Raw genomic sequence first — 18226 nt, 5'->3', positions numbered from 1 at the left:
GGAGGCTTTTTTATGTTTAAAAACAATTTAGCAAAAGAAAATTTGGCAGTTATGTATTTAAGATTATCAAAAGAAGATGGCGAAAAAACAGAAAGTAACTCTATATCCAATCAAAGAGAAATTATAAACTCTTATGCAAGAAAAAATCAAATTCCAATAGTAAAAGAGTATGTAGATGATGGATATTCAGGTGCAAATTTTGATCGTCCCAATTTTAAAGAAATGATAAAGGCTGCCTATGATAGAAAGTTCAATACAATTATTGTAAAGGACTTATCAAGATTCGGAAGAGATTATATAGAAGCTGGAAAATATATTCAAAGAATATTTCCGGAAAATGGTATAAGATTTATATCAGTAAATGACAATTACGATAGTAAAAGTGCAGATATAAACGATACACATCTTATACTTCCTATAAAAAATTTCATTAATGACAGTTATTGCCGAGATATTTCCAATAAGGTAAAAAGCTCTCAGAAGATAAAAAGAGAAAAAGGAGACTTTATCAGTGCTTTTGCACCTTATGGTTATAAAAAGTCTGAGGAGAATAAAAACAAGTTAGTGATTGATAAAGATATATCGGATATTATCAAAAATATATTTGATATGAAACTCTTGGGATATTCCTCAAAGGCAATTGCAGATGAACTAAATCATTTAGGAGTTTTAACTCCAAGAAAATATAAAGAAAGTCAAGGATTTAAGTGTAATGGATTTCAAAATATAAATGGTGGAAATTGGTCAGCAAAGACAGTAAATAGAATTATAGAAAATGAAGTATATATTGGAAATACCTTACAAGGAAAGAGTGTTACTTTAAGTTACAAAAATAAAAAGCAGATAGAAAAAGAGAAAGAAGAATGGATAAGAGTAGAAAATACCCATGAAGCAATTATAAGTAAAGAAGTTTTTACTATTGCAAATACTATGTTAAAAAGAGATTTGAATAATTCTCGTGGAAAGGACAAAATTGATATTTTTACAGGAATGCTTTTTTGTAAAGAATGTGGAAGTTCTTTGATTAGAAGGACTGTAAAGTATAAAAAAAGAGAAGAGGTTTTCTATATATGCTCAAAGTATAACAAGGAAAAATCTTGTACAAGACACAGCATAAAAGAAGAAACCTTGATAAAAGCAGTATCTAAAATAATGAAGTCCTACATTGAATTTAATGAAAATCTATATTCTAAAGTTCAGCGTATAGATATAGATAAAAATTTGAAAGACAATCAAATTCCTATACTAAAACGAGAAAAAGCGATGACAGAAGAACTCTTATCTTCTCTATACCTTGACCTAAAAGAAGATGTTATTAGTAAAGAAGAATATCAACTTTTTAGAAAAAACTATACAGAGAAACTGACTAAATTAGATGAAAGTATCGAGTATAGATTGAAAAAACAGGAATATACTAAGGAGAAGATTGACAAAAATAAGAGTTGGATCATCGACATTAACAAGTATAAAAATTTATCGGAAATAGATAGATTGTCTGTTGTGATGCTCATTGATAAAATTTTTATTTCTGAAGATAAAACGATAGATGTTAGGTTTAATCATACCGAAGAATTGTCTTTACTTGAAGAAATGACAAAAATGGATAAGTCTGACATTAAATCTAACACCATAAAAAAGAAAAGTATCGATATAAGCAGGAAGTCAAAAACTATCCCCACTGTTATGAATAAAAGTCTTGTAAGTGCTGAAAGTGAGGTATGCTGTGGCTAGAACAAAAAATAGGCATATATCACAATCAGAAACAGAAGTTGGAAAAGTGATTGAAAAAATATACATTGCCGGTATTTATGCTAGATTATCACAGGAAAGAAAGGAAGCTTACAGGGATAAAAGTAATTCACTTGAAATGCAGGAAGAACTTTGTATAAATGCTGCAAAAGAAAAAGATATAAAGATTTTAAGAGTATACAAGGACTATGAATATTCTGGAACAAATTTTAAAAGACCTGCATTTATTGAAATGATGGAAGATATTCGAACAGGCAGGATAAATTGTATTATAGTAAAAGATATGTCAAGGTTTGGTAGAGAGTATTTAGAAATCGCAAACTATATCGAAAAAGTATTTCCATTTTTGGGAGTTCGATTTATTTCCGTAAATGATAATCTAGATACTAAAGACGGTATAAAATCAGATCAGAGTTATGAAATAGCAATAAAAAATATCTTCAATGATTTATACGCAAAAGATATTTCAAAGAAAATAAAAGCCTCCAAAGAAATAAAAATGAAACAAGGGTCTTTTATAGGAGCGATGGCTCCGTATGGCTATAAGGTTGATAAAATTGATGGAAAAAGAGTTCTGGTGATGGACGAAAAGGCAGCAGATGTAGTAAGACTTATCTTTTATATGGCAGGTCAAGGTAAATCCAATATGCAAATAGCAAGAGAATTGACTAAAACATATACGACACCTGATGAATATAAAAGAACAGGTAAAATTTTTAAGGATAAAGAAGATACAAAACAATGGGATATTTCTTATATATCAAAAATGCTTTCTGATGAAGTATATATTGGGAATTTGATTCAAAGAGTATACTCAAATAGACATGATCCAAGTAGGAAAAGTAAGTTTCGTGATAAAGAAGAGTGGATTATAACAGAGAACACCCACGAAGGGTTAATAGACAAAACTACATTTGAAAATATCAGAGAGATAAAGGAGAAAAAACAAAACTATCTACCTTACCATTCACTGAAAAACATAATAAAAGACGGAAAAGAAAATGTTGGAGTAAAAATTAAAAGAGATCATAAAAAAGAAGGAAAGTATGACGACCTCATACAATGCAGTGTTTGTGGTAGAAATTTGAAAAAACAATATGGACCACGAGGACTGAAATATCATGATGAGATTTGCTATTGTTATTATTGTAAAGGTGGAGACAGATTAAAATTAGAAAAATCTCATGTCAGAATATATGAGACAGACCTCGACAAAATTTTAGTAGATACCTTAAAAAGACTGGTTTCAAGCTTTTATAAAAAGGATAAAAGATTACAACTAAAAATATATTTAGAAAATATAAGTGCTGAAAAGATAAATCAAGTTTCTATAAAAACAGATGTAAATAATAAAAAGATTGCTTCTCTTAGGATCAATCTACAAGAACAATATGAAAAATATGTTAAAGGAGATATTCTTTTAAGTGATTTTAAAATAGAAAGTAAAAAAATAAATAATCAAATAAAAACCTTAAAAAATGAGTTAAAAGTTTTTGATGAAAGAATAAGAAATATAAAAAAGATAAAAAGAGAAATTATAGAATTTATAGATGTACTATTTTGCTGCTTGGATGCTAAAAGCATAGAAGTTGATAAAGAATTGGTCGATACATTAATTAGCCATATAGAAATATCAGAGTATAAGCAGGTTACCATATATTTTAAGTTTAATCTTGATAAAGATATGGGAAAGCAGTTGGAGGTAGAGCATGAATAAGATAGCTATATATTTAAGACTTTCTGAAGAAGATTATCACAAAGTAGATGAAAGTGTAAGTATAGTAAATCAAAGAGATTATATAAAAAGCTACATTGAAAATGAAACATCTTTAAAAAGTTGTGAAATAGAAGAATATGTAGATGATGGATATTCTGCCACTAATACAAATAGACCTTCATTTTTAAGGCTTATTGAGGATATAAAGAGTGGTAAAGTAGGAACTATAATTGTAAAAGATATGTCTAGGTTTTCAAGAGATTATATTTTGCTTGGGGATTACTTAAGCAATATATTACCATTTCTAAAAATACGATTTATTGCTATTAATGACAACTATGATTCTTTAAAAGAACAAGGTAATGGCTTAGACACAGATACACAGTTTAAGACATTGTATTATGATTTATTCAGTAAGGAATTATCTGAAAAGGTAAGAAGTTCTATTAGGCAAATTAAATCGCAGGGGAAAAATATAAATTGGGCAGCGCCTTTTGGATATATTAAAGATCCTAAAGATAAACATAGTATCATCATTGATGAAAAAACAGCTTTTATAGTTAAAGAAGCTTTTGATTTATTGCTAAAAGGATATTCCTGTATTCAAGTAGCTAATATATTTAATGAAAAAGGTTATATTACACGCTCTGAACGAAAAGAAGAACTGAAACTTTCTGATTATACTGGAAATTTAATTACTGGAAGTGAAGTAAAGAAAAGAGTTTGGACAAACGCAGCTATCTCACAGATTACAAGGAACGAACTATATACAGGAGATTATGTATATAATAAATTCAAAGAAACAAAAATAGGTGGAAGAAAAAGAATTTTACTTCCTGAAGAGGAGTGGAAAATACTTCCAAATACCCATAAAGCTATTATTTCCAGAGAAGTGTTTGATAAGGTTAAGAAAATAAAAGAAAAAAGAAGTTTTGGGGGATATACAGGAAATAAAAATCGTTCTATTTTTTCTGATAAGATTTTTTGTAAAGAATGTGGTAGACATATGAGTTTTCGATGTGACAGTAGACAAAAGAAGAATTCTGATAAAATATACAAGTATAAAAGTTATTATTGTAATTTATGTAAAGCTGAGAAAACACCAAACAATATCAAAGAGAAAGATATTATTGAACTTATAAAACCCAAATTAAAAGATTTTAAGATACAAAACACATTAAATGAAGAGAAAGTCATAGAACACAAGAATGTGAAAGACGAGATTCTAAAGGAAATATCCATATTAAACAGTAATTTACAAATCATCTATGAAAACTATAAAAAGAAAAATATTTCAAAAGATGACTATTTAAAGGAAAAAACTTTTATCCAAGATAAAAAGATATTATTGGAGAGTAAATTGGAAGAATTGAAGTCAGAGAAGATTGATTCAAGGAAAGAAACGGATATTACAGTCTTAGACGAAGATAGTTTATTGAAGGCTTATGTAGACAATAAAATTGATAAAATAATTGTATCAAGAAGTGGAGAAATAGAAATTGTAGAAATATAGATGGATGGTATTAAAAGCAACTCATAATCTCACCAACTTTAATTTTAATACGCCAAAATGAAAATAATGGCGAGAAAATTCGCAGAAATAAATAGTACTGTTTACTATGAGTTGATAGGGTAAATATTTAGGAATAAATAAAAAAATGATATAATTATAGTTAAAATGAGATATTATGAGGTGATTTTTGTGTCTAAAATAAATGTAGAAGGATCAGAAATTAGCATTATTGCCATAGATAATAGAGATTATATTTCTTTAACCGACATGGTTAGAAATGTTGAAAATGGTGTGGCACTAATAGAAAAATGGCTAAGGAATAAAAATACAATTGAATTTTTAGGAATATGGGAAGAAATGTATAATGCGAATTTTAATTCCACCGAATTCGAGGGAATTAAAAATGAAGCAGGTTTTAATCGTTTTATTTTATCGGTTAAACAATGGGTCAATAAAACGAATTCTATCGGAATTGTTGCCAAAGCAGGAAGATATGGTGGAACATATGCACATAAAGACATAGCTTTTGAATTTGCGTCGTGGGTATCACCTTATTTTAAGCTCTATCTTATTAAAGAGTTTGAGCGCTTAAAAGAAGAAGAACAAAAACAATTAGGTTGGGATATCAAGAGGAATTTAGCTAAGATAAATTACAAAATTCAAACAGATGCAATTAAGAATAAACTTGTCCCTGAGAAATTATCAAAGGAAAGAATAAACTATATCTATGCAAGTGAAGCAGATATATTAAATGTAGCTTTGTTTGGAATGACAGCAAAAGAATGGCGTGAAAATAATCCAGAGTTAAAAGGAAATATGAGAGACTATGCTGATATATCACAATTAGTGTGTTTATCAAATCTTGAGAACTTAAATGCTGTTTTTATAAATGAGGGAATGGATGCAACTGAAAGGATAGAAAAATTAAATGCAATTGCTATTGAGCAAATGAGGATTCTAACAGAAAGTGAACGTATAAAAAAGTTAAAATAAAAGTTTTGTTTATAAATTAGGCGATAGAAATATCGTCTAATTTTATGTAACAATTGCTTGACATTGTAGGGTAAAACAACTATCTTGAAACTCATATCAAGACTATATGACTATGACAAGGGACAAATCTTAATTGACGGCAAAGATATAAAAGAAATATCGACAGAATCTCTTTTTGATAAGGTTTCAATAGTTTTCCAAGATGTAGTTCTTTTTAATCAAAGCGTTATGGAAAATATTAGAATGGGAAATCAAAATGCAAGTGACGAAGAAGTTAAAAGAGCAGCAAAACTTGCAAATTGTACAGATTTTATAGAAAAAATGGATAAGGGTTTCGATACACTTATTGGTGAGAACGGTGCTGAGCTATCAGGGGGAGAAAGACAGAGATTATCAATAGCAAGAGCCTTCTTAAAAGATGCACCAATACTAATCTTAGATGAAATAGCAGCAAGCCTTGATGTTGACAATGAGAAAAAGATTCAAGAGTCTTTAAATAATTTGATTAAAGATAAGACGGTTGTAATCATTTCACACAGAATGAAATCCATAGAAAATGCTGACAAGATAGTAGTTCTTGAAAATGGAAAAGTAGAAAGCCAAGGCAAACATGAAGAGCTTTTACAAAAATCAAAAGTTTATAGGAACTTAATAGAAAAGACAAAAATGGCAGAAGAATTTATTTACTAGAGGCAATAATTGGAGCATATATAGGCAAGGCTCTATTCAAGAAACACTTTGAAAAAGCAGGCATTGCATAATGACTACTTTTTCTTATAATGCTCCATTTAATCCAAATACTATCAGATTGATATTAGTTTTATTCATAAAAGGCTTAACAGTTATGCATACTATAAATATCCGTTTTAAGCTAGAAATTGTTTGTCTTATTGGTTTTCAAGCTTGCCTTGAATACGACTATGACCCTACAACAAAAAGAAGAATTACTTGATGAAAAGAAAACACTGGAACTAACAATAAAAAATGAAGACTCTAATAAAGAAAGATTAAAGCAATTTAAAAAAGTATTAGAAAATAAAAAAATTATAGAGGAATTTAACAGAACAGTTCATCCATATGACTTAACATTCTATTTCAAAACAGGAGTTAAAGATAGTCAAAATTCTAATAAATTCAAAGATAAAAGAAAAAATGCCAAAGACAATGACATTAATAAATTGTGCTCCTACAAGAATAACGAGGATAAAAAATTATGTTCCCAAGCAAAAGACAATGCATGTGGAATCAGTTTCTCTTCTTGAGAAAATAAAATAAATATTTAAAAGCAAGCAGATCCGTATAGGGTCTGTTTTTAATATAAGTGATAATGGTATACTATAAATATGATTATTTCACTATAGACTAAATTTGCTTATGGATGCAAGCTATAAAAGATAATAATTTAATAGATATCAAAGTTGATACATGAGAGGGTTAGAATGAAGAGTGTTTTGATTATAGAGGATAATAAAGAAATTGCTTTACAAATGGAAAAGTATTTAATTAATAATGGTTATGAAGTAGAGATTGCATCATCTTTTTACGAAGCAAACTATATGATGAATGTAGACATGGATGTGGCACTACTTGATATAAATCTACCAGATAAAGAAGGTCAACATTTGATAGAAAAATTAAAAGATAAGGACATAAGAGTAATTGTAACAACAGTTAAAAACGATGAAGATTTTATAATTGCTGCCCTAGATCAAGGAGCAGACGACTATTTAACTAAGCCATTTTCCCTTGCAATATTAAGGGCTAGAATCGATGCGGTTTTAAGGACAATCCCTCTAAGTCAAGACAAAATAATTACTTACAAGGATATCAAAATAGATTTTAATGATTCAAAAGTTTATTTTAAGGCTAATCAAATAGACCTAACTCCACTTGAATATGAAATATTACTGTTATTTATCAAAAATCCCCACAGGGTTTTCACAAGAAGCCAACTTTTAGAAATGTTCTGGGAAGATAGGGATAGGTTTGTAAATGACAATACTCTCACATCAACTATTAAGAGAATCAGAGAAAAGCTTGACAAGGAAATTATCACTACTGTTAGAGGAATTGGTTATAGGATGGATTGAGATGCTATATTTATTTTGGATAATAAGTCTTTTACTTCTATATTATTTTTTAGAAAAAAGAAAGAAGAATAGAATAAATGATCTCATAGATTTAATAGAAAACATGAAGAATCAAGACTATAAAATTCCTATGAAGCAAGACGATTTTTCGATTTTAGAAGATAAGATTTACAAACTTTTTATAGAAATAGTGGAAGCCAAAGAGGCAAGTACTAGAAATAGTGAAAAGCAAATCGAATACCTAGAAGATATCGCCCACCAAATTAAAACTCCCATCACATCTATGCTTTTTTCCATAGAAAATTTGGAGATGGACTTTCCAGCTAATGAAGATATAGAGATATTAAAAAGACAACTCTTAAGATTAAACTCTCTATCAGATATTTTGCTCAAATTATCAAGCCTTGATGCAAACAAAGATTTAATGAAAGAAGAACAAATTCGTTTGGATGAATTAGTAGATTATTCCTTAGATAGTTTGAATTTAAAGAAATCTATAAATGTAGAAAAGAGAACGGATTTAAAAGAAAATAGTATCATTGGAGATTTTTATTGGCTGGCAGAAGCTCTGATTAATATTATGAAAAATGCTTATAATAGACCGACTTGTTACAAAATTGTGCTTTCATCATATAAAAATCCCCTCTATACAAGCTTAATCATTGAAGACAATGGCGGAGGAATAGAAAAAGAGAATATGAAAAAAATCTTTAAACGCTTTTATAAAACTCCCGACTCAAATGGTTTTGGAATTGGTCTTGCTATGGCGAAGACAATTGTCGAAAAAAACAAGGGAGAAATTTCTGTTTCAAATATTGATGCTGGAGCAAGATTTGAAATTAAATTTTACAATGTCACCTAAAAATCACTTTACTTTTATATGCTTACCTTGACATAAGAAAAAGGAGGCAAGTATGGAAATATTAAAAGTTGAAAATTTAAGAAAAGAATACGGCGAGGGTAATTCTAAGGTCATTGCCTTAGACGGTGTTAGCCTTGAAATTGAAAGAGGAGAATTTGTTGCCATTGTAGGACCAAGTGGATCTGGTAAATCAACACTCCTACATATCATAGGAGGAGTAGATAGCCCAGATGATGGTAAGGTTTATATAGATGGTAACGATATCTCAAAGTATTCCTCAAAGGAACTAGCCTATTTTAGAAGAAGAAAAGTCGGACTAATTTATCAATTTTATAATTTGATTCCCAACTTAACAGTTCGTCATAACATAGAACTTCCACTAAAACTAGATAAAAGAAAAACAAATCAAGATGAATTTTCAGATATAGTTAAAAAATTGGGTATAGAAAGTAAACTTAACTCTTTTCCAAGTGAACTATCAGGAGGCCAGCAACAAAGGATTGCCATAGCAAGGAGTCTTATCTATTCTCCGTTTCTTGTACTCGCTGATGAACCAACGGGAAACCTAGACAGGGAGAATTCAAGAGAAATAATTGAAATTTTAAAATATTTTAACAGGACTTTAAAACAGACAATTATAGTAATCACCCATGATGAGTCTATAGCCCTAGAGGCAGAAAGGGTAATAACAATTGTCGATGGGAAAATAGTGGGAGATGAGAATAATGAATAAGAAGAATCTCTCAATCTCACTTTCACTTTTTATAACTGCAATTTTCTTTACATTTTGTGTTTACTTTGGATATGTAAATAATAAGTTTGATTATGAACATTTTAGGAATAGATCAATTTATGATGCTAAAATTATTTCTGATACAGTTTTTGGTGAATCAAGTAAATTAAAAGAAATAAATAATATTAAAGAAGTAGGAGAAGTTGCAGTAGAAAATAATTCTGCCAAGCTATCTCAAAATGTCTTAGTGGTAAATTACATAGACCAGGGTTTTAACAAGATGTTAGAAGATAGTATGTTAAAAGAGGGGAGTTTTGCTACAAAAGATAATGAAATTACCATACCAAAAAGTCTTGCAAAAAAAGAAAATTTAAAAATTGGCGATAAGATAAAAGTAGAATTTGGAAATAGATTGGTTGATGGAAAACAAATAAAAGCAGTTTCAAGTGTTACTAAGGATGAAGAATTTATAAGAAAAGATAGCAAAGAATATGTAATAAGTGGTCTCACAAGAAATCTTTACAATGAAAATATGAAGGTTTTTTATGCTTCTACTGTCATAGGAAAGGGTCAAAAAACCAATAGCTTTGTAAGATTTGATAATTTTAGAAAAGCCTATAGTAATAAAGATAATTTAGAAAAAGAAATAGCATCTGCCTTGAATAAAGATAAAGTAGAACTTGCATTTAGCGAGATAATGAAAGATTACTATAATGTTGATGGAAGTCTTTTACAACAAAATAGGCAGGTGATTGTAGACTCTATTTTAATATTTGCTACAATCCTCATTTTTATATTTTTTGTAAAAAATATTTTTACAGTTTGGGGTCTAAGAAAGATAAGAGAAATTTCAATGTACAAATCAATTGGTTCAACAGATTATCAAATTTATAAATTGCTTTTAAAAGATGGATTAAAAATTTCATTTTTACCAATAGTTTTGGGACATATTTTCGGATATGGAGGAATCAACCTCCTCAATCTTGGAATTCAAAGGATTGTAGAGGTAGAGGAAAAGTACAAGTATATAGAATTTTCGCTAAGCCTTTCACTTGTAGTTCTATTAATTTGCTTTTTTATAATTTTCATATCAATATTTGCTCCAGCTAAAAAAATCGCAAAGATAAATATAATTGATGGTATAAAGGGCAACTTTAGTGACAAAAATATAAAACTAAAAAGGAATAAAGATATTTGGAAGGAATTAAAGATAAATAATTTAAAAACTATTTCTTCTCAGAGATATATTTCTGCAATTGGAATGATAATTGTATCAATTTTTTTGATAGTTTTCTCTATGGCAGAGTACAATAGGGTGAAGAATACTTACACTTACAATACGAATATTAATATACTAATTCATTCAAATGAAGCTGAAGTTCCAAATGTCTTAAAGGATATAATGAAGACTACAGAAAATCACAGAGCCTTCCTTTCAACTGAAAAATATATTTCCCTTAGTAAGGATCAAAATTATTCAGATGAGTTTAGGTCTCTTGATTTAGATGAAACAATCCGCAAATATTATGATAATGGCGAAGATTTTTATCTCGATGGAATTATTACGGCCTTAGATGATCAAACTTTTGAAAAAATAGGTGGCAAAAAGGGAGAGGCTTTGCTATTAAATAGGGTCCAAGTCAATCCAAATGCACCTATTGATGGATCAGAAACAACAAAATATTTTAAAAACATAAATAGTTTAAATTACTCTATAACAGAAGAGAAAAAAGATTACAATTATTCAATCAAAGTAGATAAATTAATCGATGACACAAAGGACTTTAGGCAAAGAAGACTACCTTTTTATGTGAATTTATACGTTGATTTTGAAACATATTTTAAATTATTAGATGAATGGAATAAATATTATTTAAAAAACAACAATGAATTGAGAAGAAACACCTATGAACTATCAATGCAAGTTGATGAAAATAAGTTAGACGATATAAAGAATGAAGTTAAAGAGAGATTAGATTCTTCCATTGCCTACAATGAAACTTATAATTTAACTACAAGCAAAGATGTAGAGGCAAATCGCATGAAAGATGTAAAAACTTTTGGCCTTATGATAATTTCTATTGCAAGTATAATTTTCATTTTAAATATAACTAATGGATATTCTTCCATTAATTTGAGTTTAATGGCAAGGAAAAAAGAAATTGGATCTTTAATTTCTTGTGGAATAGATGAGGAAGAACTAAAACATATATATACAAGAGATTTTATATTAGAAGAAATTAAATCACTGGCAATAGTTTTAATAGTAAGTTTTGCTGCTTTATTTGTAATTGCAAAAATATCTCCAACATTGGATATGAAAATTTTGTTGTCTTATTTTGAATATAAATATTTCCTTGCTTTTGGAATTTTGATTTATGGTATAAATATTTTAATTTACAAGACAACTTTACAAAATATTTTAAAGATCGATCCCATTGATTTGATAAGAGGATTTGACTAGGAGGGACTTATGAGTAAGAATATTAGTAAGATTTTACAAAAGTCCTGACTCTAAGGGCTTTGGCATAGGACTTGCCATGGCAAAATCAATTGTTGAGGCAAACAATGGAGATATATCTGTAAAAAATGGAAAAGATGGTGCGATTTTTAAAATTAAATTTTACAATGTCACTTAAAAGTCATTTTAACCCTTTATTATTGAGACAAAAAGAGGGAGGTACATATGGAAATTGTTAGAACTGAAAACTTATCAAAAACTTATGGAAGTGGAGAAAATGTTGTAAGGGCAATTGATGATGTTAATTTAAAAATAGAAAAAGGAGAATTTATTGCAATTGTTGGACCAAGTGGATCAGGCAAGTCAACTCTACTTCACTTGTTGGGTGGAGTTGACAATCCAAGTTCTGGAAAAATATTTATAGACGGCAATGACATTTCAAAATATACATCAAAAGAATTAGCACTTTTTAGGAGAAGGAAAGTCGGACTAATTTATCAATTTTATAATTTGATTCCCAACTTAACAGTTCGTCACAATATAGAACTTCCATTAAAACTTGATAAAAGGAAAATCAATCAAGATGAATTTTCAGATATAATAAAAAAACTTGGTATAGAAAGTAAACTTGATTCTTTCCCAAGTGAGCTTTCAGGAGGTCAGCAGCAGAGAGTTGCCATAGCCAGAAGTCTTATCTATAATCCATCTATCATATTAGCGGATGAACCAACAGGTAATTTGGACAGGAAAAATTCTAAGGAAATTATAGAAATCTTTAAATACTTCAATAGAACCATGAAACAGACGATTATCCTAATCACCCATGACGAAGAAATAGCCTTACAAGCAAATCGTATTATTACAATAGTAGATGGAAAAATTGTAGGAGATGAGAAACATGAATAAAAAGAATTTTCCTATTTTCATCTCTTTATTTATTGTAAGTCTGTTTTTTACTGTGGTTTTTTATTACGGATATACAAATATGAAGGCTAACTATGGTTATTATATGGCTTCAAGCTTTTATCATGGGGAGATTAAAGAAGAACTCTCAAGTGAAGATGTTAAAAAGTTAAAGTCCATTGAAGATATAGATTTGGTCGGAAAAATGTCTCTTAATCCTGATAATGGAAAACTTGCTGACGATTTAGTCGTTATAAACTACCAAGACCAAGCAATCAATAAGATGAGAGAGTATTCAAGACTTATGGAAGGAAGATTTGCTACAAAGGAAGACGAAATTGTACTATCTGAAAGCCTCGTAAAGAAAAATAATCTTAAAATAGGCGACAAGGTAGAGCTTGAGTTGGGCAAAAGGTTTCTAAATGGCGAAAAGGTAGGTCCCACAAGTGCAAATACTGACAGGGAAAAATTTGAGATTAAAGGTTCTAAAAGCTTTACTTTAGTCGGTGTTTACGGAGATGTCTACAACAAGTATAGTAAACTGAATTTTGCTCTAGGGCGACAAGATAAAATGACCACTTTCAGAACCTTCATAAAATTTCATTCATTTGAAGAAGCTTACAAAAATAAAGATAAGATTCAAAATGAAATAAACAAGATACTTGGTAAAGATGTTCATTTAGAATTTTCTAAAGGTCTTATAAACTATTATGGAGTGGAAAACGAACCCTCACAAAATATAATGAGCCAGGCTGTTCTTGTTCTATCAGTTCTTGGATGTGTAGCAATCTTTGTGTTTTTTATAAAAAACATCTTTTGGGTTTGGGGTCTTCGAAAAATTAGAGAGCTGTCTATATATAAATCTATAGGGTCAACTAATGGTCAAATTTATTTGATGCTTTTAAAGGAAGGTTTAATTATATCAGCAATTCCAATACTTTTAGGTCATATAGCTGGTTTTTTCTTTATATATTATTTGTATAGAAATATACAAAAAGGTGAGAGAGTAAGTGCCTTTGAAGCAGTAAGATTTAATCCATTATTAAGTTTAGCTATACTATTTGTTTCTTTTATAATTGTTGCCTTGGCTATAAAATCTCCTGCAAAAAAGATTTCTAAAATCAATATTATAGATGGAATAAGAGGAAATATAGATTTTTCAAAATCTAAAAAGAAAAGAGCCAATGATTTTTGGAAGGAACTTAGACTTAATAACCTAGCTTCAATAAAGTCTCAACGATATATTTCTGCATTAGGTATACTCATTATTTCAGTTTTTATAATTATTATTGGTATTTCAGGTTATTTTAGAGATTATTCATACTATGATACTGGATATAACTTTTCTGTAGAGTATTATAGTGAAAAAGATGAAGTCCCGATGGCACTTAGCGAAATTAGAGAGAAGACACCTAATGAAAAATCTTATATATTTAAAGAGAAATATGTGATAGTTAAAAATAATCTAAACTTTTTACAAGAAGCTAAAAATGCGGGTCTAGATAAAGAAGCTGAGAAAGATATAGAAAAATATAACTCAGAAGGAATGGACGGATTTTTAATTGCATTAGAAGAAGATGATTTAAAAGAGCTTGGAGGAAATAAGGGAGAATTTCTACTTTATAATATGATCCAAGAGGATTCATCTATACCGATATCTAAAGCGAAGAAGATACCATATTTTGAAAATCCAACAAGTCTTGATATAAGTATTGGAGATGATTACGAAACAAGTATTAAAATTTCTAAAGCAATAGAAGATTTAGGGGAACTTAAATCTAGAACAATGCCATTTGATGTAAAAATTTACACAGATTTTGATACATTTTATAATCTAATGCAAAAAGCAGATGATGAAAAATATAAAAACTATCCTTTTACATTAGATATGAGAATAAATGATTCTGATACTGAAGATATAAAAGAATATGTAGAAGCAATGATTAGAGGAAAACTTTCCCCTGAAGACAGATTTAATATTATGACAGGTGAAGAGCAGAGAGAAAATAGATATAAAGATTTAAAAAGTTTAATGAAAATTACAATAGGAATTGCATCAATCATCTTTGTACTAAATATCATCAATGGCTACTCATCCATTAATTTAAGTCTCATGAGCAGAAAAAAAGAAATAGGCAGTCTATATTCTTGTGGAATGGATTTGGATGAACTTAAGAAGGTTTATGAAAAAGAATATTTAAATGAACAGATAAAATCATTGCTTATAGTTATATTAACTAGCATAGGTATAATGTTTATAATTTCTATATTCTCATCGAGGTTAACTTTTTTAAGTTTACTTAATTATTATGATTACAAAATTTTTCTGGGATTTTCTTTAATAGTATATTGTATAAACTTACTAATCTATCACTTCTCCTTAAAGAGAATTTTAGACAGACCAACCATTGATTTGATTAGGACAATTTAAAAAAATTCATTTCTATGAGTTATAAATTGTTAATATAATTAGCTAAGTTATATAATAAAAATATAAACTAGAAATGGAGAAAGTATGCTTGTTAGAAGATTTGAAAAAAAGGATGCTAAAGAAGTTTCCAAACTTATTATAAAAACTTTAAGAACTACTAATATAAAAGATTATTCAAAAGCCTATATTGAAAAAGGTGTAAGGATTTTAAATGCTAAAAATATAATAGAAAAAGCTTGCACTAGACATTTTTATGTGGTTTGTCTTGGTGAAAAAATTATTGGATGTGGATCTATCGGATACGATGGAGATAAGGAAGAGTCTTGTTTTTATACTATTTTTGTTACACCAGAATATCAAGGAGAGGGATTAGGAAGGTTAATCGTTGAAAGTCTTGAAAGGGATGAATATGCTAGAAAGTCAAAAAAAATTATGGTTCCTTCTTCTATTACTGCAAAATCTTTTTATTTAAAATTGGGCTATAAGAGAAAATATCAAAGTGATATTCCAAATAAAGACGGATTATTTATATTAGAAAAATCTAATAATATTTGAATTATTTTAAAAAGGGTATTAATAGAATGAAACAGAAATTTATCAGGAGGAAAATATGGTAAATGAAAAAGATAAAAGCAAAGATAGTTTTATTAAGGCTCCATTGACACCAAAGGGAGTTAAAAAGATTGACCCTGTTAAGGATAATGATAAAATTAAAGATTTAGAAAAAAATAAGGTTGACAATAAGAAAAAGGCATTTACAACTAACAAGGGTTTAAAGATGGCTGAAGAAGAGTTTTCTCTTAAGGCTGGAAGAAGAGGCCCAACTTTACTTGAAGATTTTCATTTAAGAGAAAAAATAATGCACTTTGATCATGAAAGAATTCCTGAAAGAATAGTTCACGCTCGTGGTGTTGGGGCTCATGGTATTTTTAAATGTACAAAAGATATGAGCAAATATACTAAAGCTTGTTTATTTACTAAAAAAGGTAAAGAAACTCCTTTATTTTCAAGAATATCTACAGTAGCAGGATCAAGAGGTTCAACTGATACTCCTCGTGATGTTCGTGGTTTTGCTATAAAATTTTATACAGAAGAAGGAAATTACGATATAGCTGGAAATAATATGCCAGTATTTGTTATTCAAGATGCGATGAAGTTTCCGGATTTTGTTCATGCAGTAAAGCCTGAGCCTGACACAGAAGTTCCACAAGCTCAATCAGCTCACGATACTTTTTGGGATTTTGTAACTCGTAATCAAGAATCAGCTCACATGGTAATGTGGCAAATGAGTGATAGAGCAATTCCTCTAAATTTACGTATGATAGATGGTTTTGGTGTTCATACTTTTAGGTGGATAAATGATGAAGGAAAAGCAACTTTTGTAAGATATCAATGGAATCCTCAATTAGGTGTTCACTCAAGAGTTTGGGATGAAACACTTAAAGTTTCTGGAAATGATCCTGATAGTCAAAGAAAAGATTTATACGAAGCTATTGATGAAGGAAATTATCCAGTTTGGGATTTTTGTGTTCAACTTTTACCAGAAGAAAAAGAACATGACTTTACTTTTGATATTCTAGATCCAACAAAAGTTTGGCCTGAAGAAGATATACCAAAGATTAAAATTGGAGAAATGATTTTTAATAGAAATGTAGATAATTATTTTGCAGAAACTGAGCAAGTGGCTTTCAATCCAGGAAATGTAATTCCAGGAATTGATTTTTCAAATGATCCTCTACTTCAAGGAAGACTTTTCTCCTACACAGACACTCAACTTCTAAGACTTGGTGGACCAAATTTTGCTCAAATACCTATCAATAGACCGATTTCTGAAGTTCACAATAATCAAAGAGATGGATGGCATCAACATATGATAAATAAGGGACCGGTTTCATATATGAAATCATCTATTGATGACCAATCACCTTTCTATGAAAGTCCAGAAAATGGCGGCTACGAACATTACCAAGAAAAAATAGATGCAGAAGTTATAAAGGCAAGAGATGATAGTTTTAGAGATCATTTTAGCCAAGCCACAGCATTTTATAAATCAATTAGTGAAGTTGAGCAAGAACATATTATAAATGCCTTTTCATTTGAACTTTCTAAAGTTAAAAGAGAAGAAATAAGACAAAATGTCGTAGATATGTTTGCAAATGTTGATAAAAAAATGGCAGAAGAGATAGCAGAAAATGTAGGATGCGAAAAACCTGATGCTGAACGTGGATTTGATCCTTCTGGATTAAAAGCAAAAAAAGAAGCTTTAAAAGTTAGAATGCCTGAATTTTCTCAAGAAAATACCATATTTAAGGTTGATACTTTAAAAGTAGGTATTTATTCTGATAGTGATGATGATTTTGATTTTAAATCTTTAGTTGAAAAAATCGAAGAGAATAAAGCTAAATCTGAAATTATTCAAGCTGATTTAAAAAATACAAAAGATGGACAAAAGGTAAGTCACAGATATGCGACAATTCATCCAGTTCTTGAAGATGCACTAATAGTAGTTGTACCTAAAAAACCATCCAAAGAATTTAGTAAAAATGTAAATGAATTTGTAAATGAAACTTTCAATCATTACAAACCTTTATGGATTATTGGAGATACTTCTGGTATTCTAGATAAAAAACAAGAAAAAGCAGATGGAGTTATGGTTACAAAAGATAGTAAAGATATAGATAAATTTGTTGAAAATCTAAGTAAGCAAAGATTTTGGAACAGAGAAGGTTCAATTTAAAATTTTATTATATAAGATCTCAGTATATGCTGAGATC

General features: G+C 29.1%; 13 protein-coding genes and 3 pseudogenes. All 16 read left to right on the top strand.

Going from position 1 to position 18226, the window contains the following annotated elements; all coding sequences use genetic code 11:
- Positions 1-12: 12 nt before the first annotated feature.
- The 16 genes and pseudogenes from ASHG_RS02900 (at position 13) to ASHG_RS02835 (ending at position 18189) form a co-directional block, all read left to right on the top strand.
- A complete protein-coding gene (locus ASHG_RS02900) occupies positions 13-1731 on the top strand; it encodes a recombinase family protein (protein ID WP_040397423.1) in 1719 nt (572 codons plus the stop codon).
- The gene (locus tag ASHG_RS02895) at positions 1724-3466 is read left to right on the top strand and encodes a recombinase family protein (protein ID WP_040397422.1); all 1743 of its coding nucleotides are present in this window, start codon (positions 1724-1726) and stop codon (positions 3464-3466) included. The genes ASHG_RS02900 and ASHG_RS02895 overlap by 8 nt, the downstream gene beginning before the upstream one ends.
- A complete protein-coding gene (locus ASHG_RS02890; protein WP_040397420.1) occupies positions 3459-4979 on the top strand; it encodes a recombinase family protein in 1521 nt (506 codons plus the stop codon). Before ASHG_RS02895 ends, ASHG_RS02890 begins: the two co-directional genes overlap by 8 nt.
- Positions 4980-5168: 189 nt before the next feature.
- Positions 5169-5972, top strand: a complete 804-nt coding sequence (locus tag ASHG_RS02885; RefSeq protein ID WP_040397419.1) for a KilA-N domain-containing protein — start codon at positions 5169-5171, stop codon at positions 5970-5972.
- A gap of 69 nt (positions 5973-6041) precedes the next feature.
- Positions 6042-6662 (top strand): annotated as a pseudogene (locus ASHG_RS02880) (ABC transporter ATP-binding protein); the annotation flags it as partial.
- 70 nt (positions 6663-6732) lie between these two features.
- A pseudogene (locus ASHG_RS08850) lies at positions 6733-6867 on the top strand (energy-coupling factor transporter transmembrane component T family protein); the annotation flags it as partial.
- Between the two features lie 25 nt (positions 6868-6892).
- Positions 6893-7234 carry a hypothetical protein gene (locus ASHG_RS02875; RefSeq protein WP_244264241.1) on the top strand — a complete coding sequence of 114 codons (342 nt, stop codon included), beginning with the start codon at positions 6893-6895 and terminating at the stop codon, positions 7232-7234.
- A gap of 177 nt (positions 7235-7411) precedes the next feature.
- Positions 7412-8062, top strand: a complete 651-nt coding sequence (locus ASHG_RS02870) for a response regulator transcription factor (RefSeq protein ID WP_040397418.1) — start codon at positions 7412-7414, stop codon at positions 8060-8062.
- Position 8063: 1 nt separating this feature from the next.
- Positions 8064-8924, top strand: coding sequence for a sensor histidine kinase (locus ASHG_RS02865; RefSeq protein WP_040397417.1), 861 nt, complete (start codon positions 8064-8066; stop codon positions 8922-8924).
- A 52-nt stretch (positions 8925-8976) separates the two neighbouring features.
- Positions 8977-9657, top strand: a complete 681-nt coding sequence (locus ASHG_RS02860) for an ABC transporter ATP-binding protein (protein ID WP_040397416.1) — start codon at positions 8977-8979, stop codon at positions 9655-9657.
- Positions 9650-12121 carry an ABC transporter permease gene (locus tag ASHG_RS02855; protein ID WP_040397415.1) on the top strand — a complete coding sequence of 824 codons (2472 nt, stop codon included), beginning with the start codon at positions 9650-9652 and terminating at the stop codon, positions 12119-12121. The genes ASHG_RS02860 and ASHG_RS02855 overlap by 8 nt, the downstream gene beginning before the upstream one ends.
- A 16-nt stretch (positions 12122-12137) precedes the next feature.
- A pseudogene (locus ASHG_RS08965) lies at positions 12138-12296 on the top strand (sensor histidine kinase); the annotation flags it as partial.
- Between the two features lie 47 nt (positions 12297-12343).
- On the top strand, positions 12344-13024 hold the full coding sequence (locus ASHG_RS02850; RefSeq protein WP_040397414.1) for an ABC transporter ATP-binding protein: 681 nt from the start codon (positions 12344-12346) through the stop codon (positions 13022-13024).
- Positions 13017-15452, top strand: a complete 2436-nt coding sequence (locus ASHG_RS02845) for an ABC transporter permease (protein ID WP_040397412.1) — start codon at positions 13017-13019, stop codon at positions 15450-15452. The genes ASHG_RS02850 and ASHG_RS02845 overlap by 8 nt, the downstream gene beginning before the upstream one ends.
- A gap of 84 nt (positions 15453-15536) precedes the next feature.
- On the top strand, positions 15537-16007 hold the full coding sequence (locus ASHG_RS02840) for a GNAT family N-acetyltransferase (RefSeq protein WP_040397410.1): 471 nt from the start codon (positions 15537-15539) through the stop codon (positions 16005-16007).
- A 55-nt stretch (positions 16008-16062) separates the two neighbouring features.
- A complete protein-coding gene (locus tag ASHG_RS02835; protein WP_084689274.1) occupies positions 16063-18189 on the top strand; it encodes a catalase in 2127 nt (708 codons plus the stop codon).
- The last annotated feature ends 37 nt before the right edge of the window (positions 18190-18226 follow it).

The organism is Anaerococcus senegalensis JC48, assembly GCF_000321005.1.
In the GTDB taxonomy this organism is placed as follows: Bacteria; Bacillota; Clostridia; order Tissierellales; family Peptoniphilaceae; genus Anaerococcus; species Anaerococcus senegalensis.
The sequence above is the reverse complement of the archived record's forward strand: the minus strand, read 5'-3'. Positions and strand labels throughout refer to the sequence as shown.